The sequence below is a fragment of the Bacillus sp. 01N45 genome (assembly GCF_056399205.1).
Map to the genome: position 1 here is coordinate 75382 of NZ_JBFTQW010000014.1, position 25655 is coordinate 101036.

The 25655-nt window shown below is 31.4% G+C and carries 26 protein-coding genes; 4 read left to right on the forward strand and 22 right to left on the reverse strand.

Translation table 11 applies throughout. The features are described from left to right. Nucleotides 1-67: 67 nt before the first annotated feature. Genes AC1DMU_RS25240 through AC1DMU_RS25255 form a run of 4 tightly spaced genes read left to right on the forward strand, consistent with a single transcriptional unit; the run spans nucleotide 68 to nucleotide 3453 of the window. Entirely contained in the window at nucleotides 68-1027 is a 960-nt protein-coding gene (locus tag AC1DMU_RS25240; protein WP_088064925.1) for a cysteine peptidase family C39 domain-containing protein, read from the forward strand. A 6-nt stretch (nucleotides 1028-1033) separates the two neighbouring features. Next, nucleotides 1034-2014 (forward strand): YpdA family putative bacillithiol disulfide reductase, encoded by a 981-nt coding sequence (locus AC1DMU_RS25245; RefSeq protein ID WP_088064924.1) that lies wholly within the window; start codon nucleotides 1034-1036, stop codon nucleotides 2012-2014. Nucleotides 2015-2032: 18 nt separating this feature from the next. Then, on the forward strand, nucleotides 2033-2272 hold the full coding sequence (locus AC1DMU_RS25250) for an acyl carrier protein (RefSeq protein WP_088055621.1): 240 nt from the start codon (nucleotides 2033-2035) through the stop codon (nucleotides 2270-2272). Next, the gene (locus AC1DMU_RS25255; RefSeq protein ID WP_088064923.1) at nucleotides 2269-3453 is read left to right on the forward strand and encodes a hypothetical protein; all 1185 of its coding nucleotides are present in this window, start codon (nucleotides 2269-2271) and stop codon (nucleotides 3451-3453) included. The genes AC1DMU_RS25250 and AC1DMU_RS25255 overlap by 4 nt, the downstream gene beginning before the upstream one ends. Before the next feature lie 159 nt (nucleotides 3454-3612). Here AC1DMU_RS25255 and AC1DMU_RS25260 read toward each other — a convergent pair whose 3' ends face one another. The 22 genes from AC1DMU_RS25260 to AC1DMU_RS25365 form a co-directional block, all read right to left on the reverse strand. Further along, nucleotides 3613-4779, reverse strand: coding sequence for an AAA family ATPase (locus tag AC1DMU_RS25260; RefSeq protein WP_088064922.1), 1167 nt, complete (start codon nucleotides 4777-4779; stop codon nucleotides 3613-3615). 25 nt (nucleotides 4780-4804) lie between these two features. Then, complete coding sequence (locus AC1DMU_RS25265; protein WP_215559269.1) at nucleotides 4805-5773, reverse strand: beta-ketoacyl-[acyl-carrier-protein] synthase family protein; 969 nt, start codon at nucleotides 5771-5773, stop codon at nucleotides 4805-4807. A gap of 12 nt (nucleotides 5774-5785) precedes the next feature. Further along, the gene (locus AC1DMU_RS25270; protein ID WP_179196854.1) at nucleotides 5786-6742 is read right to left on the reverse strand and encodes a 3-oxoacyl-[acyl-carrier-protein] synthase III C-terminal domain-containing protein; all 957 of its coding nucleotides are present in this window, start codon (nucleotides 6740-6742) and stop codon (nucleotides 5786-5788) included. Nucleotides 6743-6746: 4 nt separating this feature from the next. Continuing rightward, complete coding sequence (locus tag AC1DMU_RS25275) at nucleotides 6747-7898, reverse strand: acyl-CoA dehydrogenase family protein (protein WP_088064919.1); 1152 nt, start codon at nucleotides 7896-7898, stop codon at nucleotides 6747-6749. After that, nucleotides 7879-8628, reverse strand: coding sequence for an FAD binding domain-containing protein (locus AC1DMU_RS25280; RefSeq protein WP_252196097.1), 750 nt, complete (start codon nucleotides 8626-8628; stop codon nucleotides 7879-7881). The genes AC1DMU_RS25275 and AC1DMU_RS25280 overlap by 20 nt, the downstream gene beginning before the upstream one ends. Then, a complete protein-coding gene (locus AC1DMU_RS25285; protein ID WP_215559270.1) occupies nucleotides 8618-10957 on the reverse strand; it encodes a xanthine dehydrogenase family protein molybdopterin-binding subunit in 2340 nt (779 codons plus the stop codon). The genes AC1DMU_RS25280 and AC1DMU_RS25285 overlap by 11 nt, the downstream gene beginning before the upstream one ends. Nucleotides 10958-11015: 58 nt before the next feature. Next, nucleotides 11016-11483 carry a peroxiredoxin gene (locus AC1DMU_RS25290; protein ID WP_098133755.1) on the reverse strand — a complete coding sequence of 156 codons (468 nt, stop codon included), beginning with the start codon at nucleotides 11481-11483 and terminating at the stop codon, nucleotides 11016-11018. A 2-nt stretch (nucleotides 11484-11485) separates the two neighbouring features. Then, nucleotides 11486-11752, reverse strand: coding sequence for a phosphopantetheine-binding protein (locus AC1DMU_RS25295; protein ID WP_179196853.1), 267 nt, complete (start codon nucleotides 11750-11752; stop codon nucleotides 11486-11488). A 5-nt stretch (nucleotides 11753-11757) separates the two neighbouring features. Then, complete coding sequence (locus tag AC1DMU_RS25300) at nucleotides 11758-12804, reverse strand: XdhC family protein (protein ID WP_088064914.1); 1047 nt, start codon at nucleotides 12802-12804, stop codon at nucleotides 11758-11760. 226 nt (nucleotides 12805-13030) lie between these two features. Then, nucleotides 13031-13501, reverse strand: coding sequence for a (2Fe-2S)-binding protein (locus AC1DMU_RS25305; RefSeq protein WP_088064913.1), 471 nt, complete (start codon nucleotides 13499-13501; stop codon nucleotides 13031-13033). Then, nucleotides 13491-14126 carry a nucleotidyltransferase family protein gene (locus AC1DMU_RS25310; protein ID WP_098133757.1) on the reverse strand — a complete coding sequence of 212 codons (636 nt, stop codon included), beginning with the start codon at nucleotides 14124-14126 and terminating at the stop codon, nucleotides 13491-13493. The genes AC1DMU_RS25305 and AC1DMU_RS25310 overlap by 11 nt, the downstream gene beginning before the upstream one ends. Beyond that, nucleotides 14123-14374: an acyl carrier protein gene (locus AC1DMU_RS25315; RefSeq protein ID WP_088064911.1), complete on the reverse strand. Its 252-nt coding sequence runs from the start codon at nucleotides 14372-14374 to the stop codon at nucleotides 14123-14125. The genes AC1DMU_RS25310 and AC1DMU_RS25315 overlap by 4 nt, the downstream gene beginning before the upstream one ends. A 3-nt stretch (nucleotides 14375-14377) precedes the next feature. Further along, a complete protein-coding gene (locus AC1DMU_RS25320) occupies nucleotides 14378-15427 on the reverse strand; it encodes an alcohol dehydrogenase catalytic domain-containing protein (RefSeq protein WP_179864160.1) in 1050 nt (349 codons plus the stop codon). Then, a complete protein-coding gene (locus AC1DMU_RS25325; protein ID WP_088064909.1) occupies nucleotides 15399-17219 on the reverse strand; it encodes a beta-galactosidase trimerization domain-containing protein in 1821 nt (606 codons plus the stop codon). The genes AC1DMU_RS25320 and AC1DMU_RS25325 overlap by 29 nt, the downstream gene beginning before the upstream one ends. A 3-nt stretch (nucleotides 17220-17222) precedes the next feature. Then, nucleotides 17223-18374 (reverse strand): DegT/DnrJ/EryC1/StrS family aminotransferase, encoded by a 1152-nt coding sequence (locus AC1DMU_RS25330; RefSeq protein WP_088064908.1) that lies wholly within the window; start codon nucleotides 18372-18374, stop codon nucleotides 17223-17225. A 3-nt stretch (nucleotides 18375-18377) separates the two neighbouring features. Then, nucleotides 18378-19121: a sugar phosphate nucleotidyltransferase gene (locus AC1DMU_RS25335; protein WP_088064907.1), complete on the reverse strand. Its 744-nt coding sequence runs from the start codon at nucleotides 19119-19121 to the stop codon at nucleotides 18378-18380. After that, nucleotides 19084-20238 (reverse strand): glycosyltransferase family 4 protein, encoded by a 1155-nt coding sequence (locus AC1DMU_RS25340; protein ID WP_427325610.1) that lies wholly within the window; start codon nucleotides 20236-20238, stop codon nucleotides 19084-19086. The genes AC1DMU_RS25335 and AC1DMU_RS25340 overlap by 38 nt, the downstream gene beginning before the upstream one ends. After that, nucleotides 20213-21175: an NAD-dependent epimerase/dehydratase family protein gene (locus AC1DMU_RS25345; protein ID WP_427325608.1), complete on the reverse strand. Its 963-nt coding sequence runs from the start codon at nucleotides 21173-21175 to the stop codon at nucleotides 20213-20215. The genes AC1DMU_RS25340 and AC1DMU_RS25345 overlap by 26 nt, the downstream gene beginning before the upstream one ends. Next, complete coding sequence (locus AC1DMU_RS25350; RefSeq protein ID WP_088064904.1) at nucleotides 21175-22500, reverse strand: nucleotide sugar dehydrogenase; 1326 nt, start codon at nucleotides 22498-22500, stop codon at nucleotides 21175-21177. Before AC1DMU_RS25350 ends, AC1DMU_RS25345 begins: the two co-directional genes overlap by 1 nt. Continuing rightward, the gene (locus AC1DMU_RS25355) at nucleotides 22500-23894 is read right to left on the reverse strand and encodes a class I adenylate-forming enzyme family protein (RefSeq protein WP_088064903.1); all 1395 of its coding nucleotides are present in this window, start codon (nucleotides 23892-23894) and stop codon (nucleotides 22500-22502) included. The genes AC1DMU_RS25350 and AC1DMU_RS25355 overlap by 1 nt, the downstream gene beginning before the upstream one ends. 19 nt (nucleotides 23895-23913) lie before the next feature. Continuing rightward, nucleotides 23914-24681: an acyl-CoA dehydrogenase family protein gene (locus AC1DMU_RS25360; RefSeq protein WP_088064902.1), complete on the reverse strand. Its 768-nt coding sequence runs from the start codon at nucleotides 24679-24681 to the stop codon at nucleotides 23914-23916. Between the two features lie 17 nt (nucleotides 24682-24698). Further along, the gene (locus tag AC1DMU_RS25365) at nucleotides 24699-25652 is read right to left on the reverse strand and encodes a PLP-dependent cysteine synthase family protein (protein WP_088064901.1); all 954 of its coding nucleotides are present in this window, start codon (nucleotides 25650-25652) and stop codon (nucleotides 24699-24701) included. Between the last annotated feature and the right edge of the window lie 3 nt (nucleotides 25653-25655).

Consider the following 25655-nt stretch of genomic DNA (forward strand, 5'->3'; position numbering starts at 1 on the left):
TTACTTCTCTCTCTATCCCTCTTCATTAAAAATATCTAATATGACTAAGCTGTAAAAGGAGTATAAAATGAAGAAATTAAAAATAGCACATATGGATAATCAGCTCGCAGACTGTATTACAGTATATTGTATGGCTGCCTTAAAAGGTTTGGGTAAAGTTAATTTTCAAGAAGTAACAGGATCTTTTTGGCGTTTTAATTATAAAAAAGATCCCCTGATCTTCTTCTCATTAAGTCTATTTAGTTCACCATTTGAAAGGAATAGACTACTTAATGATTATTTTAATATTCAACTTACGGCTATAGAGGAACCTAAAGTAGACTATCATCAAATGATTATTTCCTCTCTTAGTAAATCTAAATTACCAATGGTTTTTATCGATAGGTTTGACTTGCCACATGATAATATATGCTTTCAAAAGTTTCATGAAAATCACTATTTACTTATTAGAGGATATGATTCTATTAATCAGGAGTATCATATTGTAGATTTTTTCACTACACCTTCCTTTACTAAAATTAATCGTAATATTATTGAAGAATCTATAAAAAATGCATTCCATATAGAACACCCTATGATTATTGCTAGCATCGAAACAATTGAACATACTTTTAACCAAGATACACTAACTGAATTAATTCAATCAAACTACAAACATATGACACAAAAAAACTCTAACTCTTCTGGCTTTTTAGGAGTTGAAAGTCTATATACAGATTTGGAGAAAAGAGATGACTATTTGCAAGATTATATAAAGGTAATAAATCTTTTTTCTAAACTAAAGCATATGGGATCCTATAGAGCTCAACATGCAGATTTTATTAATACTTATTTTGGACATCCAGTATTAGAAAATGCATTCCACGAATTAGATCACAAATGGAAATTAGTTGCAAATTATATATTAAAATCCCATCTGACTAAGAACGACACACTAATTAGTCGTTCATTAAATACTTTGCAAGAGATTATCCAAATAAAAAAAGAAATATTACCCTTATATAAACAATTAACTAAAGGAGAGTAATTATAAATGAAGGATCTTATTATCATTGGAGCTGGCCCCTGTGGTCTTGCCGCAGCTGTAGAAGCCCATAAATCTAAACTTGATTACCTAGTTATTGAAAAAGGTTGTATTGTAAACACTATTTCTAAATTCCCTACATATGTTACGCTTTTTGGACCTCCTGAAGATTTTGAAATAGATTCTATTCCTTTCTCTTTAAAATATGGTCCCCCAACAAAACAAGACTCGATGAAATATTATTACAAGGTTTCTAAATATTTCAATTTAAATATTAACCAATATGAAGAGGTTTTAGATATCTCTTCAATTAACAAAATGACTCAAACGTCTTATGAAATCCGTTCGGATAAAGGAATCTATCATACAAAAAATGTTGTTTTTGCCACTGGTTTCTTTGATAATCCTAGAAATTTAAATATCCCTGGAGAAGACTTGAACAAAGTAAAAAGCTATTTTACAGAATCTCATCCATATTCTAATCAAAATGTTGTTGTTATTGGAACAGGACACTCTGGTTTGGAGGCCATAATTGATTTACTAACTGTAGATGCAAAGGTTACTCTTATCCACAGAGGATCGAATCTCAGTTATACACCAAAAAGGTGGATGTTGGCATCTGTACGAAAGGCTATAGATGAAGGAAAAATTACTGCCTATTTTAATTCTAACATACAAGAGGTTAAAGAAAATACTGTAACTATCAATACTCCAGATGGCGCAAAACACATTAAAAATGATTTTGTGTTAAAGCTCATTGGATTCCAACCTAATTATGTTCCACTCCAATCACTTGGGGTTGAGTTCGACGAAGTTACAAATATACCAAAATACAACAAAGACTCTTTTGAAACAAATATCCAAGGTATATATTGTTGTGGTGTGCTCGCCGGAGGATCCGATGTTAATACTATAACTATTTCAGACGGACGCTTTCATGGCAAAAAGATAATTCAGAGTATTTTAAATAAAAATAAATTATATATTTAAGATTAGGGAGAAGATTTTATGCGAGATTCTATTATTGAGTTGCTTCAAAAACAGATTCACATTGATATTAATACAGACGATGATCAAGACTTATTATTTGTTGGTTTCAACTCTATTGCGTTTATGCATTTTATTGTAGACTTAGAAGTTTATTTTGAATTTGAAGTATTTGATGAGGAATTAACACTAGATAATTTTACTACTATTAATAAAATAATAACTTTTGTACAAAATAAAAAAGGGGTTGTTTTGAAGTGAATGAGCTAATTATTGATAATTTCACAAAAAACGAAGAAGAATTCCAACAATTCCAGTACCTGCTTCGTTTTTTAAATAATAATATTATCTCTTGTAAAATTGACCATGATAAAATTAAAATTGATCATACTGAAAAAATTACTATTCATCTAGAAAAACTAGTCCAAAAGTTAACAAAAAGAATTTCAGGAGGAAGGAATCTTCCTTTTAAAAGTCAAATTATTCATGAGCATTCGGTACAACCACCTTATGTAAATGACATATTTAAACAACTTATAGATCAAAATATTATTGTGAAAAACCATGAGGGAATCTTCACATTCCGTCCTCCTTTTTCAGACTTAATCCTTTTTTTAGACCAATTAATTGTTGATTATGTTGCAAAACCACTAGGTGCTGTAAATGAATATTATCCTACATTAATTTCAATGGATACTTTAAATAAAACCAATCACTTTACTTCTTTCCCACATCATGTACTATTTACTCAACATTTAGAAGAAGAGTTAACAAATATAGATATGTTCACAGAAAATGTAAGAGCGAACGAGGGTTTGAATGCAGATATGATTAAACCTAATGATGTCAGAACAACTAGCCTTGTTAAAAATCCAGCTGTTTGCTACCATTGTTATCAAAGTTTAGAAAATAAAGAAGTCCCTAATGAGGGAAGTACAATAACATCTGTTGGAAGATGTAGCCGGTATGAATCAAATAATCATTCAGATTTTGGTAGATTACTTGATTTTTCAATGAGAGAAATTATTTTCATCGGTAGTGATGAATACGTAAAATCAATGCGTGAAAAATCAATTATATTATTAAAAGAATTTCTTAACCTATGGGAAATTGATTCTTTCCTTGAAAATGCTAATGATCCGTTTTTTACAAATGATTATAAAGTTAAATCTTTTTTCCAAAGAGATCTGGATATGAAGTATGAGTTAAAATTCAAAATTCCTTATCTAAATAGTTCTATTTCGGTAAGTTCATCTAATTACCATGGTAATGTTTTTGGACAAGCTTTTTCAATTAAAAATAATAATGAATTTGCCTCTACAAGTTGTATGGCATTTGGTTTAGAGAGATGGATATTTGCATTCTTGGCTCAGTATGGTTTAGATACTCAACTATGGCCGAAAAAAATTAAAAAATTATTCTCAATGTATTTAAAGAGATAATAATGCATTTTAAATATTTATCACTACACCCTTACTATTCCCAATATAAAAATGCTCATTAATATATTTTTACAAACATAACAAATACCAATCTAAACTTAGATTGGTATTTGTTATGTTTGTACTTAACTAAAAAATTATCTCCTTAATAATATCTATTTAGCTATTCCTTCTCTTTTCTATAAATTTTTTTACGTTTGCCTCTTGTCCAACATCCCACGGTGTAAAAAACACTCTATTTTTACACGATTCAGGCAAAAAAGGTGTATCTTTTTCCCCCGCTTTTTTATTTCCTTTATAATAGTTCAACAAATATTCTGGCACACTCGGTAAATATCCACTTTCAATTTCCTTAAAAGTTGTTTGCACAGCTCCAACAATACTTCTTGATTTTGGAATTAAAGAAAGATACACTACCAAATTTGCTAATACTAATATTGAGTCGTATTCTTCATCGCCTAGATTATTATATAATTGTTGCGCACTTGCAATAGACTGCATAACATCAGGTTTTGCAAGTCCTACATCTTCAGCTGCAAAAATAGACAACCTTCTAAATATTTGACTACCTGGAACTCCAACGCGTATCATACGGCATAGATAGTAGAGTGAAGCATTCTCATCACTCCCACGTAGAGATTTAATAAAAGCTGACATTAATTTTGAAGGATCATCCCCTTGAGTAATCCCTAAAACTGATTGTACATCCTCTAAGGTTATAATATTCTCTTCTATATTAAACAATAAATCTAAAGTCGTTATAAACTTTCTAACATCATTCTCATACGCACCCATTATTAATTCTTCTGCTTCAGGTTCAATCTCAATATTATTAAAAATTTTTTTTATTTTCTGGATTAATAATTTCACTTCTGTTCTGTTTGGAGGATATACTTTTGTTAAAAACATTCTAGACCGAATAGCATCAGCAATTGTTTTATATGGATTTTCAGTTGTTGTACCAATACAAATAACCTTACCTTCTTCCATATACGATAATAAAATACTTTGCAATCTTTTATTTAAATAGTGAATCTCATCTAATATCAGCACAAAAGAACTGGAGTGCTTTTCGATTACTTCTCGAATATCACCCGTTGAATTTACTGTTGCATTCATCTCTTCAAAAGGCAGATCAGATGATTTTGCTAAAATCTTTGCTAAACTCGATTTACCTGTACCTGGGGGGCCATATAGTAAGATAGATTTAAGATTTTTATTCTCTAGCATTTTCATAATAGGATGATTTTTCTTTTTTAAATGAGACTGCCCTAGGACCTCTTCCATACTTTCAGGTCTAAGGAATTCTGTTAATATTTTTACCATTACTTTTTCCCCCACTCTAACTCTCTCACATTTTTTCTAAAACTACCCCTGCAACCCCATAATCAATGCTTGCAGATACAAGCAATATATCATCTCCTGCTATTAATTTCTTATTAGACTCTAAATCTATTAGTGATAAAAAAACATCACTACTTAAGAAATTTATCTCATGAGATTTTATTCGATTCCAAGAATTTAATCCTTTGTTAAATCCTATCTCTTTAAACATATTATCTAATCTCTTGGATACATTTTGATATACCACCCATTTAATTGAATGTTCTTTATTATTAATATCATCCGATAATTCTCTATATTTTGCAACCAGTAAATCCTCAGCAGCTAAATAATCATTGATACCCCAATGCGCAGGACTTATATTATGGCAGGTAGGATATACTTTGAAATATTTAATTTTGTAATCACCATTCTGGTTATTTAATAACAAAGAAATTGCCGCATCCCCTTTTGTATAGCCATTAAAAGCAGAACGTGAAAAAGGAGCATGCATCGAATCTACAATAGTAACCAGAAAATTTTTATACCCATTATTCAATAGTGCTTTAGCTATGTCCATAGCCATAATACCACTTAAGCTACCTGCTTGCCCAATTGAAAATGGCAAAGCTTTTTTTAATTTTAACTCCTTCTTAGCCTTAAGTACGGGTAACATACTATGACTCTGTTCTAACGTTTCATGACAGTAACATAATACATCTATTTCATTAGCGGGTATATTAGATTCACTTATTAATTTTAGTAAAATATCTGAATGAGGAGCATTAAATGTAGGTACTTTGATTGTTTTTGAAAGGAACTTTTCTTGTTTTTTTGAATCATGAATTGACGGTATGTTATGAATATTATCCTCGAACAGCCAATCCAAAGCGCTGTCTACGTTCATTTGCTTTTTATTAGAATCTTGTAAATGACCTGACTCATTAGTATATAAGGGATTTTCAACATTTAAAATTGATAAAAAAAAACTATTCACACTATGACCTCCTTATAGATACTGGTGTAAAGCACAACCATATGTACCTCCTAGCCCCACAGTAATAGTTAGATAATAAGAACCTGGTTTTATTTTTTTTTCTTTTTCAATCATTTGTAAATTAAATAGAATATCTGAACAGTATAAATGTCCTACCTTATCTATAGTGTCCGTATAGAATTTGTCTATAGGAAAATCAAGTATTTCTGATACTTTTAGCCACGTCTTATAGTTAGCATTGCTCCCAATTATAAGGCTGATCTGTTCTAATGTAAGATTCGCCTCTTTTAAAACTTCCCTCACTATTTGTCTAATAGCAAAATAGTATGTTGTATTAAACCATTCTAACTGATTTTGGGTAGAATTTACGCCATTATATGTCACCGCATCAACATTATTCTTTATAATTTGAATTGTATGGTGATTCCCTTTAAGATTTTTACTCAAATAACAACAACTAGCACTATCACCTAATAATGAATCAGGGATACGTCGTAGGCTTGGATGAAAGGCTTTATCTCCACTTACTAATAATATCCCTTCCATTTCTTCATTGGAATTAAGTAATTGTTGTGCTAATAGTAAAGAAGTATGAATAGAAGCGCAATTTTGTTGGGCAACAGAAAATGTGGGTATGTCCAATAAATTATAATCATGCATCAGTTTACGAAATATATTTTGCTCATGCCAATATATCTGAGAAGTCCTAGTCAATATTATTCTATCTATCGCTTTACCCTCTTTTTGTAATTTACATATTGTTGGAGTACAGGCCCTGTAAATCATCTCTTCCAAACTTAATTTTTCTTCTATTGGTACACATTTAAAACCTAAATTGCTGTCAAATCTATCAATATCACTTTTACTAAACGGATAATCAACAGCATTTATCATTCTTGCAACTTCAGGAATATCAATTTTCTTACTAGGTATATAACTAGATATATGTGATAAGGCCATAGGATTCATAGTCTTAAAACCTACCATTCATCATTTTATTTTTGATATCCATTTTCAATATATTAGTTGAACCCTCCATAAATTCTATCATTCTTGCATCTCTTAACCACTTTTCCAAAAGAGGATGCTCTATCAATCCGTAGTCACCCATTAATTTTGAGCATTCTCTAACTACCTTTACTACTACACCATTCATATACTGCTTTGCCATTGATGAATAATATGAGTTGAAATTACCAGTATCACATGTAATAGCTGCTTGCAATGTTAATACTCTTCCTCGTTCAACCTCCCATTTCAACCTATCTAAAATAAATTTATTATATTCATGATTCACGCATGTTTGTACATAATCTATAATAGCTTTACTTAATCCAATGGCAATTGCAGCTGTTGCCGGTCTCATGTGTAAAAATGTTTCCATCGCTCCTCTTATCCCTCTTTTTAACGAACTCTTGTCATGTCCCAAAATATCTTGCTCCGTTACTAGGTAATCAGTAAACTCAATTTTTCCTAAACGAGCCGATTTTAATCCGAGTGTATTATCGACACTCTGTTTAATATTGGATAAATTATTATTTTTATTGATTAAAAAAGCATCTAAAAAAATACTTTTATTTTTTGGTAAATCTTTCTTTGTCTTTTTAGCAAAAACAACCATATAATCTGCAATAGCCCCATTTCCAACATATCTTTTTTGACCATTTAATAAATAAGTATTGTTTTCTCCTTTTTCTGCAGTCATTAGCATATTGGCTACATCAGACCCCGCGGTTGGCTCTGTTAATGCAAAAGCTGACCAAGAATTGTTATTGATGAAATATTCAAAAAAAATATCCTTTTGTTCTTGCGTTCCTATTTTATCTACTATTGTTCCCGAAAGATTCGGGCCTGGAAGGGATAAATATAAACCTGGATCTCCATAAGCTATTTCTTCTACAAAGATGACATTCTCTAATGCCGTTGTACCGAATACTTTATTTCCATCCTTTAAAGTAATTCCATCCCAGTACCTAGAAGGTGTTTTAAAAAAATGAAGAGGCTTAAAATAGGAATCCTCAACAAAAGTATTAACAGGTTTACCAGCCCTATCACTTTCTAAAGCCAGATCCCTTACAACTGTTGCATATGGGTTTAACCATTTTTTAAATAAGTCTATTTTCATCCTTAAGCCCTCCTTTGAATTGATTTAGTATATGTTGAACCATAGAAATTTTATATTTTTTATATTTCGATATACTAGCATAATCAAATAACTCAGTAATATTAGTTCTATATAAATCTATTATCATTGGATACTCCTTAATTCCTGTAATAGCAACTTTTTCATTAACAATGGTGACACCAAGCATTTGCCTACTCTTTAAGTAAAATTTAATATATACACTATTATGTATTTTAGGAATTTCTATTCCCAAAATAAGTTCATCTGATTTTAAATATAAATTATTTTGTCCCTTTACTAATTCTTTTATTGGTACCTTCTTCAATATATTTTTAGACCTTATCCAAACTAAAGCATTAGTAAGGTACCATCCCCCCCAATAATCTCCTGACAAATTAGCATCACAAATTGTTCCACCAATTGTTGCTCTATTCCGGACTTGTAAATCTCCTATAGTGCCCGCTGCTTGATAAAAAGCTGGAAGGGATTCCGCTACTATGTGATTATTTAAAATATCAGTATGTGTAAGACACGCCCCTAAAAACACGCTATTTTCTTCTATCCTAATTTCTTTAAGTTCCGGAATTCTTGTTATATCTAAAACCGTATCTGGGAAGAGAGTTCCTTTTACTATTTGATTTGTTACAACTTGTCCACCGCTTAATATTACTTTTCTTCCCTTTTTTACAGTTAATGCTTTTATTGCATCCTTAAGACTTTTAGGTGCCATGTATTCCACCATTGTTAGCCTCCTGTATTAATGACCAAATTTTATCTGATGTTGCAGGCATATCAATATGTTCTATACCAAATGTAGATATTGCATCTACAATTGCATTTATTATAGCTGGTGGACTTCCTATTGTACCTGCTTCACCTACTCCTTTAACTTTTAGTGGGTTTACGGGAGATGGGGTGATTGTTTTTTCTAGTGTGATTTTAGGAATATCCATCGCTCTTGGTAATTGGTATGTTCGAAAAGATTGTGAAAAAGGGACTTCATTATCTTCGTCATTACATACCTCTTCTAATAGTGCTTGTCCCATCCCCTGAACTATACCTCCTTTAATCTGCCCTTCAACAAGCTCTTCATGAAGTATATGTCCACAGTCATCTACTGCAAAATACTCTAATATTTTGGGTTCACCAGTTAAAATGTTAATTTCGACAATGCATAAATGCGAACCAAAAGGGAATGTAAGACTAGAGGGTTCAAAAAATACCGTTGCCTCTAAGCCTGGATCAACACCTTCTGGAAGATCATGGGCTAAGTATAATTTTTGTGTCACTTCTTCAATCCTCATAGTCTGGTCTTCATTAATGAAGAATAATCCTTTTTCAAATTGAATGGAACGAATATCTTTGTTCCAAATCGCAGATAAGTATATCTTTGATTTATTAATAATTTGCCGACACGCCTTGTATATGGCACTTCCACCAACAGCAGCACTCCTACTACCATAAGTCCCTCCCCCCCAAGGTACATTGCTTGTCTCACCGGTAATTACCTCAATATCTTCAAAATTTATTCCTAGTTCTTGGGATACTATTAATGACCACGCAGTTTCATGTCCTTGTCCAGCCGGACATGATCCAGAGATAACAGTTACAGTACCTAAAGGATGAATTCTAACAACAGCAGATTCAAAGCCACTCGTCATCAAACCGATTGCCTTATGCTCCTTAGATGGACCAGTTCCACAAAATTCTACATAACTCGAAAGGCCTATACCTAACTGATAGTTACTTTTATTTTCCCTTCTTATTTGCTGTTCTTTTTTCCATTTTTCATATTCACTAATTTTTATTAATTTTAGTAAAGATTTATGGTAGTCACCACTATCATAAGTTAATCCCGTAACTACACTTTTAGGAAATTCATAGGGTTTTATGAAATTTTTCATTCTAATTTCCACAGGATTTATACCACATTTTAGAGCAATAATATCTATAATTCTTTCTAATAAATAGATTGCTTCAGGCCTTCCTGCTCCCCTATATGCATCTATGGCTACTTGATTAGTATAATATGCTTTTATATCAACATTTATATAAGGAATATTGTAGCAACCTGATAACATCTTTGAAGTATAGATAGGCATTCCCGGTGTAGCTACTTGTAAATACGCTCCCATATTTGCATGTAATACTAAATCTATTCCTAGGATTTTTCCTGAAGGATTATAGTAGACCTTTACATCATGTATTTGATCTCTACCATGGGTAGTTGTACAAAAATTTTCATATCTTGTTTCTATAAACTTAAGAGGCCTTTTTATTTTCTTAGCAAAGTAAGCCAACAAAACTTCTTCCCTATACACATTCATTTTTGAACCGAATGCCCCACCTACATCCGGGCATTTCACATACAAACGATTTTCCGGATGTCCTAAAGCAATTGATAAAGATAATCGTAAAGCATGGGGGAGTTGAGTAGAAGTCCACATTGTTAGCGTATCCTGATACTCGTCATAGTAAGTTACTACTCCTCTAGTTTCCATTGGTAGAGGTGCTACCCTTGGAATTATGATTCTCTGTTCAAAAGAATGTACTGCATTTTCAATTTCTTTCTTATTTCCAAATGTTTTTTTTATATTGTAAGCTACATTTCCCTTAATATCTTCATGTATAGATACACCTTTGTTATCTATTGCTTCCAATAGATTTGTAATAGCTTTTAACTTTTTATATCTTACCTTAACTTTACTAGCTGCTAATAAAGCAATTTCTCTACTTACAGCAATTATTATGACAATAGGCTCTCCTACGAATCTTACCTTTTCTTTTGCTAACAAGGGATGCCCTGGATTTTTCAGGTTCTTTACAGGCCATACAATTGAAATCTCCCCCAAGTTAGTATCTAAATCCTCACTTGTAAATATACCAATTACCCCTTCTATGAGGGCATCTGTTTTATCAATTTCTTCAATAAACGCATGCGAGACTGTACTTCTGACAAAAGTAACATAATGCATATCAGGAAGGTTAATATCGCATACGTATCTCCCCTTACCAGTAATAAATCTATTATCTTCTTTCCGCAGAGGTTTATTATTCAAACAATCACCTCATTCCCCACGTTTAATTTATAAAAGTTAGAAAATAAAACCACGTATTTTACTTTCTAATTTTTTTCAATTCTTCCAACACTTCTTTTGCGTGATCACTTGGATTAACATCTGTAAAAATTTTTTGGATAATACCTTTTTTATCTAAAATAAATGTGGTTCGATTAATTGATTTAATAGCCTTATTAAGAAACTTTTTCTCTTCATACACACCATATCGTTTAGCAACTTCAAAATTCTCATCACTTAATAACTGAAATGGTAATTTGTAATCTTCACTAAATTTTTGATGAGATTCTAAATTATCTGCGCTAATTCCAAATAGCTCTACATCCTCGAGTTGTTGAAACTCACTATAATTATCCCTAAATGAACAAGCCTCTTTTGTACAACCTGGTGTTCCATTTTTAGGATAGAAAAACAAAACAATATATTTACCTAAATAATCATTTAAACGTAGCTCTTTCCCAGTTGAAGTTAAAAGTTTAAAATCTAGAATTCTATTTTCCAGTATCATAATTAAACAACCTCCCCATTAACTTTTGTATTTATATACTTTGTTATTTTTTCAAATGACCAAATTAATTTATTTTCTAATAACACCTTTTCCATATCTAACTCAATATTAAATTCCTCCTCCATACTTACCAACCATCTAATGATAGTTAACGAATTTAGAGATAAAGCACTTATATCATCCTTAACTTCCATAATAGTTTCTTTATCTAATGCCTCTTCCGAAGCTTCAATTAAAGTTTTTACTATTCTCTCTTTAATTTGATCCATTTTAATTACCTCCATGTATTTGTTTGATCATTATAGTAATTAATAATTTCTCCTAAAATGCTTATTGCAATTTCTTCAGGTGTTTTTGCTGCTATATTTATCCCAATTGGACAACGAATAGAATTGGTTTCTGTAGCATCAATTTCTGTCAGTAAATTATTTAATCTATGTCTAGGTCCCATTACACCAATGTATTTAAACCCCAGATTAATTGCACTTTTTAAACATAAGCAGTCAAATGAAAAATTATGACTCATAATAACAACTGGTGTATTCTTGCTCATATTTGTTAAATAGGATTCAACATTTTCTATATTATTAGACAGTAAATTAACTTCTTTGCATCTATTAGTAAATCTTTTAATTAAACTCTCCCTAAAATCGTTTATTCTTAGTTCAAAATTTAATTTCTTTGCTATTTCCAAAATGGGAAATACATCATTTCCTGCCCCCATAACAATTATTTCTTTTTGGGGATAAAAAGCTTGAATAAATATGTCTGTCTTATTTTTCTCATCATGATACAAACCTGTTTTAATTTCTACATTCTTCAAGGTCTCTTTGATTTTGGTATCTAGTAAACCAGACTTATTTAGAATTTTCATATCTAAATTTTCATATTTGATAAAACTCTGCCCTACTAGCCTAAAATCAATATGATTGATAATGGTACCAATTAGTACCATCTCGTTTTTATTTAAACTATTATATATAGTATGAAGATGTGGTTGTAATTGCTTAGTATCTAAAATCAGAATATCCATGTCGCCTTTACAACCTTTATCAAAACCAAAAATAGGATCTGGTTGTGAAAGATTTAAATAACTGCCAATATCAAGATCTGTTTGATTATTCATTACGTCTAAGGATTTATCAATTATGTTATTTTCTATGCACCCCCCGCTTAACTGGCTATATCCTATTCCTTTATCATTAATAACCATTTGAGCTCCCTGCTTACGGTACGTTGAACCCTTAGTATTTATAACTGTAGCTAATACAGTTTTTCGCCCCTTTATTGTTTCACTTAATAATTTCTCTATGGTTTCCATCTATTAACCCCTTAAAATTTTTTCATTGGATAAATACATGAAATTATTTTATTAGAATAAGACATAAATAGTATTAAATGCATAATCCATTCTTTAACGGTCTCGTATTTATTTTAGTTTTAAAATATAAACTTCACTCTTGTTATCATACACATCCTGTAGCAAGAATATATTTAAGGTCAATAATATACATCTTTCAGCATTCTCACTTTCGCAAGAGTGTTATCTATTCTTTTCCTAAACTTTCTTTTATTGCTTTGATAATAGGAGTATAGCCAGTACATCTACAATAATTCCCTTTTAATAGCTCTGCGATTTCTTCATCCTTTAATTCTGTAAAATTTTTAGTAATATAAGTACCAATCATCAAAAAACCTGGCGTGCAATATCCACATTGGAGAGCATATTGCTGTTGGAAACTTTTTTGTAATATACTATATCCTTGATCTGTCTCCAAACCCTCTACTGTAGTTATTCGCTTTTGGTTACATTGTGCTGCTAAGATAGCACATGATTTTACAGGTTCATCATCCAGTAGCACCGTGCAAGCACCACATGAAACACAATCACAACCTATATGAGTACCTGTTAGTTTTAGATCATCTCTTAAAAAATGTACTAACGGTTGAATTGAAGAAACAGCAATATTAATTTTCTCCCCATTCACCATTATTTCAATAGGGATTTTATTGGTCACATTCATACCCCTCTTTTAATTTTATAAATTTAAAATAGTCCTCTTTAGTATCAATATCTATTATCGGGAAAATATTTGAATTATCTATATTTTTAACCGATATCTTATTTTTATTTATTAAAGTGTTGAATCCCTTGTCACCTTCTAGTTCATCGACTTTTTTAAGTAATTTTGGTCCTAACAACACGGGATGTGCAGGGGTATTATTATAATTATTACGTATTACATCGTATTGATATTTGAAGTAGCATGTTTTCATCTCAAGTATTAATTTTTGAGAAATTATAGGCTGATCTCCTAAGAAAATAAAAACAGGTATTTCACCTTTAAAATTACCTATACCTATTTTTATCGATGATGAGATTCCTTTTTTGTATTGATCATTTCGAACAATTTTAATTTTTTTTCTTAACTTTATTGAAATGCTCTTCTCTACTGCCTTGTCCATAAAACCTAACACTAAAATAATTTGATTAAATCCGGCTTGTACTACTTGTTTTATGACATGCTGTATCATAGTTTCATTATTTATTGATAAAAGTTGCTTAGGTTTTCCCATTCTACTTGATACACCCGCAGCTAAAATTAATGCACCAAACCTCTTGGATTTATTACTTTTTCTCAAGACCTATTTCCATGTTCAATATATTGAATTAGATGTTCAATCGTATTACTATGTTCATCAAAAGTTTCACGATAGTCTAGCTCAATATTAAATTCATTCTCTAAATCAACCATTAATTTCATAAATTTGATAGAATCAATTTTTAATTTTCCATAGCCAATCCTATCCTCCATCTTTAATTCCTGTGTAGAAATATTATTATCTGATAATACGATTTTTAACTTCGTTAAAATCTCTTCTCTACTCATTTTTCATACCCTCGATTCTCCTAGACTTAAAACTATTTTCAAAGCTTTTTGACTCTCGAACATTTCATAAGCTGTTTCAATATTCTCAAAAGACATACGATGAGAAATAATAATACTAGGGTCTAGTTTTCCATCTTTTATTTTTTCTAAAAGTAACTCTCCATATTTTAGAGGGTCCCCAACCACAAATTTTAATGATAACTCTTTTGCAAAAGACTTCTCAGTATTAAATGGCATAGCCTTTGAATGGTGAGCGCCTACACACACTACATTACCCTTAGGTCGTACTAGATCTAAAGCTGCTTGAAGTGTATTATCTGTGCCTACGGCCTCAAGTACCACATCGGCCCCTCTTTGATTTGTAAAATTATAAATTTGATTTAACTCATTAGGCTTCAGAGGTATCGCTCCTAATTTCTTGGCAATTAAATGTCTATTTTCGTTAGGCTCAATTAAAAAGACTTTTGACTTTGTAAACATCTTTGAGCACAAAATTGTCATTAGTCCTACAGGTCCACCACCGATAACTACTACACAATCATCTTCTTTTATTTGTCCCTCCACAGCACAGGCGTATCCGGTAGATAATATATCGCCAACAAAAATAGCCTTTTCGTCAGATACATTCTCTGGAACTTTTAATAAAAGCTTATCAGCGTATGGGACTCTTACTTTTTCAGCCTGTCCACCTGGAAAATACTCTCCCACAACTTCGCCATAGCCAAATAATGAAGCATTTTTACAATGGTAATGCATATCTTTTTGACAGTACCAACAATCTCCACACGCAACAATATCAGATACGACAACTCTATCCCCTACTTGGATATTTTTAACTTCATCACCTACAGATTCTACAATTCCTGTAAATTCATGTCCCATTATTGTATTATGTATAAAGTCATTAAGTTCTCCTCTATACGGATGCATATCTGTACCGCAAATAGAAGTTAAAGTAACTTTTATAACAGCATCTTTAGGATGTAAAATACTTGGAACTGGAACATCTTGAATCTGGATGAGTCTAGTTCCTCTTAACAGAGCTGCTTTCATCGCCATTCTCCTTATCCTTGAATATTTTTATTTCTTTTACTGACTTAGGTTGCATTTTTATATCTTTATAGGTGTTATTAATAAATAACCTCCCATTTTGCTCTCTTGGGGAATGATTAATTAAAACGTAGTTATTATGGTCATGATAATTTAAAATGTGTACATCAACAAAAGGCGATGAGAATTGTGCTGGTGCATCAATTCCTTCTGCGAAAAGGATATTTTTGTAGATTTTATAAAAATTTTCTTCTTCCATAGCGTAAGGCTTATTTAATAGCAACTCTATTGGGATATTAATATAGTAAACTTTCCCTTTTCCATATGAATTTCTTGTTATAATAGGCTTCTTCGATTCATTAAATCTTGCTAACACTTCTGCTTGATTTTCTTTTATAATTGGAATTTGATTATCTTTTAAATTTTCCCACTCGATGTAATATGAAGTCCCTTCATATTCAAAACTTCTAAAATCCTCATTGTTTAATGTATAATCTTCTAATTCTATCCCAAATAGGTCAGATATCCCATGTCCGTATAAGTAATTCCCCGTACTATAGATCAATATTCCACCTTGATTTACATACTTTTTTAAACTTTCTAAATCCCCAGTTGTCAAATGTTGGTTTGAAGGGAATAGAATTGCTTTATACTGTTCTAGATTTCCCCTACAAAATTCTGTTGGGATTTGCGTCTTTTTTAGCAATAAAAACGCGTAGAATTGAGATATTGATTTTTGTGTAAAATCTAAATTCTTATCATTTTCTTTAAACTGCTCTCCTGGTAAAAAAATCCCTACCTTTTTTTTACTCAACTGTCCATCTCGTATATTTTGGGAAATTTTCACACATTCTTTCAAACTGTATACACTCTTTTTAGGCTTTCCAGAAAGGCTATAAAAACCAACAAACCTTTCACCCGGTCTTAAATTAAAAGGCTTTTTAACAGCCTCAAAATCTTTCCAACACCATGAAATAATTCCTGTTGCTCCATGTAAAATACTACTTAATCCACTCGTCAACATATAATCAGCTCTTATATCATCCGAACAACCATACAAACCAAATTCATCCACCAAGGGCTTACCATATAATTTTGCTATTGAAACTAGAAATGATACATATAATGACGATTTCCATGAATTATTGGATTCAATATTGAATTTTGTCCATAGTGGAAATCCATGTATTGCAACCGCATCCAATTTACCAGAAATATTAGATAAAACAAAGGGATGTTCTCCTACTACTGATAAATGGTCACTTGCCATAATTACACTACTTTGTGGATTCCCCTTTTTTAATGCAGTAATCATATCTCTTAACCATGTATTTGCTTCTTCATTTTCCAGCGATAAAACAGCTTTTTCATTTGCATATATTATTTCATCACCTATGTCAAAATATAAAATATTTTGATATTCCCTTAGTTCCTTACCTATAAACTCTAAAAAACACTCTGCTCTAGTTTTAAGTTTAATATTTCCCCATACATCCGTTGAATCATCCCAAGGTAGTTTAAATATTTGTCCATTCATCCATATTGTTAAAATTGAAGGAATACAATACAAATTAGCCTCATTTGCTAATTTAATAAACTGATGTAATCGCTCTACAACAAGATAATCATAGGCTCCTTCATGAGGTTCGAAATCTTTCCAAAACAAGAAAAATCTTACTACATTAAACCCTTCTCGAGACATTTTTAACAAATCAGCTCTTACTTCATCTTCATCCCATTCATGCCAATATTGGCATCCACTTTTGGATGGATGATAGTTGAAACCTATATACATAACTTATATATTCCCCTTCAATGTGTGCTCTAAAACACAACAAACTCTATGAATATCACTTACATTCAAATTAGGATGTAAAGGTAAAGTTAGTTCCCTATCTGAAATTTCTTCAGCTATAGGACAATCACCTATTTTTGTTCCTTGCGTCTGTCTGTATAGTGTAAATAAATGACATGGGGGATAGTGTACACTTGTTTGAATTCCTTCCTCTTTTAACTTACTAATAACGAGATTCCTATTTATATTTTCAGGTAATATTATAGGAAAAATATGGTGACTACTTTTTGAAACACTTACGGATTCAAAAGGTATTTTCACATCCTTCATTTGTCTTAAATTTATCCTATATTCTAAAGCTAGTGCTTCTCTTATTTTTTGATTTTCTTTGTACTTATATATCTGTTGAATCCCTATCGCAGATGCTAAATCTGTAGTCCTATAATTCATACCTACTTCCTTAACATCGTATGTTGTAGGTCTCCCTTTATGTTTTTCCCATGAGCTAACGCTCATAGAATGGGATCTAAATAAACGTGCTCTCTCATGTAAGTTAGAGTCGGAAGTCACAAGCATTCCACCCTCACCTGTAGTTATGTTTTTTGTTGAAAAGAAACTAAAGCATCCTATGTCTCCAATGGTTCCTAAAAACCCCTTAGGAGTCCTTACAAATGGTCCATGTGCTACGTCTTCAACGACCTTTATTCCATAACTATGTGCTATCTGCATAATTCTATCCATATCTGCACTATAACCACCATAATGCACCACAATTATAGCTTTTGTTTTTGGAGTTATTTTTTTCTCTATTACTTCCGGATCTAAATTAAAATCATAGTGGCTTGTAGAATCTATAAAAACTGGTGTAGCTCCCACCATCTTTACTGCATTAGCTGACGCCACAAATGTCATTGAAGGTACTAAAACTTCGTCACCTGGACCAATATCTAAAATTTTCATAGCTGTATGTAGAGCAGCTGTTCCACTATTTACAGCTAATCCCGGCAAACTAATATTTAAGTTTTCAGAAAATATCCCTTCGAATTTTTTAGTCTCTTCCCCCATCGATATCCATTGAGATTTTAATACTTTAGTTATAGCCGATATTTCTTCTTCACCAATTGTTAAATCATATAAAGATATTTTCCAATCCATAATTTATACAACCCTATCTTTTTCTATTAAATTTTCTTTACTTAAATTCAATAATTGATTTTTATTTTTTTGAAAGAAATCTGTAGCTAAGTCTAACCCTCTCTTTGTCCCAATATCCATCCATACACCTTCATGAGTATATGATTTAACTATTTTTTGTGATTTAATTAATTTCTTTAAAAATTCAGGTGCACCTATTTCTTCATCTTTATTTAAATAAAATATTGATTCTGGGTTTAGCATATAAATCCCTGAAGAAATTAGTAGATCGTGAGACGGCTTTTCAAGGTAATCGGTAATCTCACCAATAGAATTTCTTTCTACCACACCAAAATCAACATTTAATGAATGGTTATATAACATGACCGTACCAATTGCATTGGAATCAATATGTTCTTTATAAAATTTTCTAAAATCCAAATCTGTTAATATATCTGCATTCATTAATAAAAAAGGCTCATTTAAATTCTCTATTAATGTTAGTGGTCCAATTGTTCCCATTTCTTTATCTTCAACTGTATAGTCAATATTTAACCCTAACTCTTTTCCATCTCCAAAATAAGTTTGAATTAAACGAGCTTTATAATTTAAAGTTAGAGTTACATGTGTAAATCCATGGTATTGAAGTTGTCTCAGAATAACTTCTAAGATTGGTATTTCATTCAAAGGAATAAGTGGTTTAGGGATGATTTTAGTATATGGGTGTAATCTAATCCCTTTCCCCCCTGCCATTATTACTGCTCTCATATGTTTCTACCTCTCTTTCAATAGTTTTCTCATATAACACTTTAATATTTTCTGTTACCTTTTCCCATGAATATTGATTGATAACCTTCTGATACCCATTTTCCCCATACAACTGAGCGAGATACTTATTTTCTAATAAAAACTGTATATTTGCTGAGATAGATTGTATTTCCGTATTTGTTATCAGCCCATTTTCCCCATGGTTAACGATATTCTTAACACCTGGAAAGTTAGCTGAAACTACTGGTTTCTTACACAGCCATGCTTCTAGGAATGTCAATGGAAATACATCTGCGGTAGAAGGTAAACATAGTAAATTACAAGCTTGTAAGGCGGAAAGTTTTTCTCTTTCTGAAACTTGACCTAAATCTAATATTGCGTTATTACCCTTATACCTTTCGAATATCAATTTAGATCCTTTAGAATGAGGTCCAATGAAAATAAATTTACTATTAGGATGTTTCTTTATTATGTCACTACTTGCTTCCAATAAAAGATGATAGCCTTTTGATTTTATTTTTCTTCCAAGAAATAAAATTATTTGATCATCCATTGAAATATTATATTTTTCCCGGAAATCAAATGTTTCTTCATCACTTATTACAGGCGCCTGGGCAATCCTAACAATATTATTAAGATATTTTGATCCTAATTCTTGTATAAGATTCTTTTCCTCGTACTCTGTTAAAGTAACTATATTTTTTGCAAGTCGACATATATTTAGCCCTTTCCTTCGATTTTCCCATAAGCTAATATCTGTTGCAGGAGTTACTACAACTGGAGCTTTATAACTTAACTTTTGAACAACATCACAAAACTCTTCATCTACTAAATCCACTAAATGTATTAAATCTGGTTCAAGTTTTTCTAAATAATCAATATGATCGTCAAGGGATGATGAACTAGGGATAAAAATCCTTGTTCCTAGTCCATCTCTTATTATTTTATATTTTTTATGAGCATCGCTTTTTTGTACCAGTATTATATCTACCTCATTGTGTTTAGATAAAAATTTAGCAGTATAACTTGCCATGTTATCCGCACCTGATACCATTGGATAGCTACTTCTAAACAACATCAATATTCTTTTTTTAAAATTCTTCTTTGTACCATTCATAAGTTCGGGACAACCCTTCTTCTAATGAGACTTTAGGCTTATAGTTAATTATTCTTTTAAGTTCTTCTGTACTTGGGCATCTTCTCGTAGGTGAACCTGCTGGTGCTGGAAGATTTTCAATTTCCACATCATAATTAGCTATCTTAAATATTTTTTTACATAAATCTTTAATTTCAATTTCTTCTTCTGAGTTACCAACATGAACTATCTGACATTTTTCATCTTCTAGTAAAGCCACCTCATATGTTGCTTCCACTGCATCTGTAATAAAGCAAAACGCTCTTGTTTGTTCAGCACCATATAGTTTAAAAGGAGTCTCTTTACTAAAAATTCTTTCAATTAAAGCTGGAACTACATGATCTTTTCCCATTCTTGGTCCATAAATATTATGATAGCGAACAATTTTCCCTGCAAAATTATATTTATTCGCATAATGAATAGTTAATAATTCACCAGTAATTTTCGAACCAGCATAAGAATTTCTTGGTAAAGTTACATCACTAATTGCGACAGGTACGCCCTCGGATGTCGGGATTGGTATATCAAAACATTCTTTTGACCCATTATACGTTTCGCTAGATGAAGAAAAAACAAATGACTTAGGTGGATGCTTTGCACACCAATCTAAAACATTAATCGTGCTCATAATATTGGTCCTTAATACTTGTTCAGGCATTTCATTCGCATATTTAACACCATTTATAGCGGCTAAATGAAATACATAGTCGAATGACTTATCCATTAGTAGATCATCTAAAGGTTTAGTTAGATCACCTTGTATAAAGTTAAATTTAGATTCATGTTTTCTAAATTCATCATCTTCTTTAATTCTAAAAAAGTTATCAATAACCGTTACATTATGTTCTTGGGAAAGTAAATACTTTACTAAATGAAAACCTATAAAACCTGCTCCACCAGTTACCAAAATTTTAGCCATTAAAATCCCACTCCTAAGTAATCACATTTTTTATTTGTCACATCTTTGAGAACCTCTTTATAAATACCCCATACATCATAAATAATTTTCTGTTTCTTCTCATGAGTATCAATAATATTATCTGAATATAATTGATACTTAGGGTGATTATTTAAAATAATCACAATATCCGTTTCTTTCATTCCAGCTTCGAATGTAACAGCCTTTAGTCCAAATTCCTCTTCAATTTTTTGAGCATCAATCACAAAATCATGTAATATAATTTCTTTAACTTTCTTTCCTTTTAAAAGGTTAAGTAGCTCCCATATTGCACTTCCTCTTAGATCATCCGTTTCAGGTCGTCCCTTGTATGCCAACCCAGAAACAAAAATTTTAGAGGTATTCCAATCCAACTCTTTCCTCTCTAAAATATCATTTATTTGTAACATAATACCTTTTAGCAAATTCTCATTTGTATCTCTTGCTGCTTTTACTAAATGCGGCATATATCCTTTTTGCTTAGCAGAATAAATTAAGTGATAGGGGTCTTTAGTTAAACAGGATCCCCCTACATAACCCGGAGTCGCAATATCTGGTCTAGGATAATTATGATTTGCAGCTTCTATCATCTCATGTATATCTATATTAAATTTTGTTGAAATATTGGACATCTCATTCCCAAAGCTATATAAAATATCTGTATGTGCATTGCACATTAACTTCAGCATCTCTGCTGTTTCAAACGAACGTACCCTGACTACTTCTACGCCTAGCTTCTCAAAAATTCGTTTAGCTTGCTCAAACTGTTCATCATTGGATGTTCCAATAACTTGTGGTAGATTTAATAACTCTTCTAATGCTTTCCCTTGAATTGTTCTTTCCGGTGCAAATACAACTTTAGGATTTTTAATTTTATTTTGAAGTATAGGTAAAACAAATTCCCTAGTGACACCAATTGGTAATGTACTTCGAATAACTATTAAAGTATCGGGTGTCATTTTATCTTTTACAGACTCAATAGCTTCCTTGAGATAACTTAAATCTGGCTTATTATCTTTTTGTGAGTACGGAGTACCTACACAAATAATTACACTCTTCAAATTATCCGGAATATATTGTTGAACTGTAAGTCTATTATTAATTTCCTCTTTTAATATACTTTCTATTCCAGGTTCAAATAGATGTATATCCCCTCTACTCAATTGATCCCTAACTTCTTTTTTCACCTCAATACCTACAACATTCTGTTTTTTAGCAAGAAATGCACTAGCTAGTGTAACACCAACATAACCTAATCCGACTATACAAATACTATCGTTTTGTTCTTTCTCTTCTACGTATCTCATTAGTATCTATCCCCCTCTATATATTTTTCCTTCCAACTCTTTGAAATTTCTTGTACAATTTTAATCTGGTGGGGTAATTTATATTCTGCTAATCTTCTTTCTAAAAATTCTTTAACACATTCAATAGTTAGATACTCACTTTGTGCTTGAACATAGGCAACAATTCGCTCTCCATATAATGTATCCACTTCTCCTAAAACTTTAGAATCTGTAATATAAGGATGATCCACTAAAGCACGTTCAATCTCGGCTGGATTTATTTTTCTACCTCCAACATTTATAAATGTTTTTGCCCGTCCTTTTAAAAATACCTCTCTATTTTTAACGTATCCATAATCTCCCGTTTCGAATGTTCTGTCAATAACAAGCGAATGCTCACCTACTTCAGTTAAATATCCATTAAAAACCGTATGACTTTGCACTTTTAAACAACCATTATTACTTGTTTCTACTTTAACGTTAGGTAATATGTAACCCACCGCATTTAAACTTGATTTTCTAACAGGATGTGTCGCTGCTATGGCACCTGTTTCTGTACTTCCATATACTTGTTGAATAGGCAGACCGAACTTTTGGAAAAATTCCCCCTTAACTATATTATCTAGGGGACCTCCCGATGAAATTATTAATCTTAGTGTTTCTAAATCTATTTTTGTTATCTTTTGGGCTTGAGTAAGTATGTTATAAAATACAGGTACTCCAAATAAAATTGTAGATTTTGATGCATGAACTGCATTAATGACTTTTCTGGGGGTAGGGTTTTTACATAGATACAGAGTAGCTTGACTAAAGATTGAAGTTAAACATGCACCTATCAAACCGTATGAGTGAGTTAATGGAACGGTTGAAATTATAGTATCGGTATTTTTAATATCAAACCAATCTCGATAACTTTCCGCACCTCTCCATAAACTATAGTAAGGAATCTTGGCAATTTTAGTAATACCACTTGTTCCAGAAGTAAGCATATATAAGGATTTACTTTCTGCTTCATAGTTATTATTAGGTCTTTTCAATTGTTCACTATAAACTTCCGAGTAAGTGTAACAGCTGCTGGTTGATAAAGATTCATAGTTATAAGTATCTGGTATAATCCATACACTTGTTTCTGTAACTTTTTTAACTCTTTCTATTTCAGAAACTGTACATTTACTATCCAATGGTAGTAAACTATATTCTTGCTCTATAATTGTTAACAATATCATCAATGATCGTAAAGAATGATCTACTACTAAACCAATTTTTTCTCCCTTTTTGAAATGCTTAAAGTTATTACTAATAACGTCCATTTCCTTTATTACTTTTGTAGGAGAATATATAAATTCTTCATCGATAACTGCTGCTTCTTTTTTTAACGCTATTTGTTTTTTTAACAAAGTTTTAATATAACCCACATTTATCAACCCCTCTTAGCTAGACGTAGTTAATGTAGTGGAATACAGAGCCGATTCCATGAATTTCCAAAAACCTGCTATTTATACCTGCCTCTTCAATTAATCCATATGCGCCAGTTGTAGGAACTAACTTATCTACAATTTCTTGTTGACTCTCTATAAGAAATATTATTGATCTAACACATTCTTTCATAGTAATGGATTTCTTATCTAATTTCTTTGCTAGTTCTATTAATAATAATTTATTGGTTGTATACTCTGTAAAACTATCTGCTAATGTTTGGCCCACTAATTGATGTTTATGAATAGGTACATCAAAAGCAACGCGTTCTTTTGAGTAATCAATACATATTTTTAGTACTTGCTTTAAAGATAATAATTGTAACACTGGGATAAGGAAATAATTTATTCTTTGGTGATGTATTGATTCATTATTTATTTCTAATTCCTTTAATATTCTCGCATATTTCAGGTTGATCTCTATTACTACGATCTGATAATGAGTCAGTTCAAGTCGCTGCGTAATGTAACTAGACTCTATTTCATAAATTATATTCTGTTGTATAAATTTTACACTTTGTTCAAGATTAGCATTCTTTTCTACTATACTTATATATCGATGCCTATTTACACCTGTTGAAAATAAAAAATTAACATTCTCTATTTGAGTTAAATCATACCCAACTTCATGTACCATTTTAAAAATCTGCTCAACATCAGTAGTATTTCTATTACAAAGATACTCAATCATTTGAGCCATGGTAGATTTATTTTTATTCATTATCATTAAACTCACCTCCTTGATTAAAACAGATTATGTTCTTTGAGCCATTCGTCATTAAAAATTGTGTCTAAATATTTGGTCCCATTATCAGGACAAACTGCTAAAACTCCACCTGATTCTTTTAATTGATCGGCAATTTTGATAGCAGCATATACTACAGCTCCCGAAGATCCTCCTAATAATAAACCTTCTTTAGTAGCTAAATCCTTTGCTGTTTTAAAGGCATTATAGTCATTAACCTTTTCATGATTATCTACATGTACTGTATTAAATATTTTAGGCCTAAAATAATTTCCGGGACCTTGTTGTAAATATGGGCCTTTTTCTCCTCCAAATAAAGTAGATCCAACTGGCTCCACCCCATATATTAGCAAATCTGGCCTTTTATCTTTGATACCTTTAGAGACACCTGTTATTGTTCCACCAGTGCCAACACTAATAACTATCGCTTTAATATCTTGATTAATTTGTGTTAATATTTCTTCTGCAGTATGTATTTCATGAGCATGAGGATTCATCACATTATCATATTGACTCAAATTAATATAATCTTTATTATCTGCAATTAAATTACGAATGTATTTTATACGATATTCTGTTAAATCTGCATTTTTCAAATTTATAGTTCCTTCAACCATCTCTACCTCTGCACCATATGCTTTAAGTAAGTTAAGCTTTTCTCTTGGGATATTTTCATCTGCTACACATATAACCCTGTAACCTTTTTTCTTCCCATATAGAGCTAATGCTATGCCGGTATTACCCGAAGTGGATTCGACAATAGTCATACCCGTCCTCAATCTACCCGACTTTTCCGCATCTTTCAGCATTTCTATAACAGGTCGATCCTTGACGCTCTTACCTGGGTTAAAGCTTTCAAGCTTTAAAAATACATTCTGATATTTTGCCATTCTATTTAGTTGTACAATTGGGGTATCGCCACATAAATCAAATACAGATCTTACATAATCCATTGT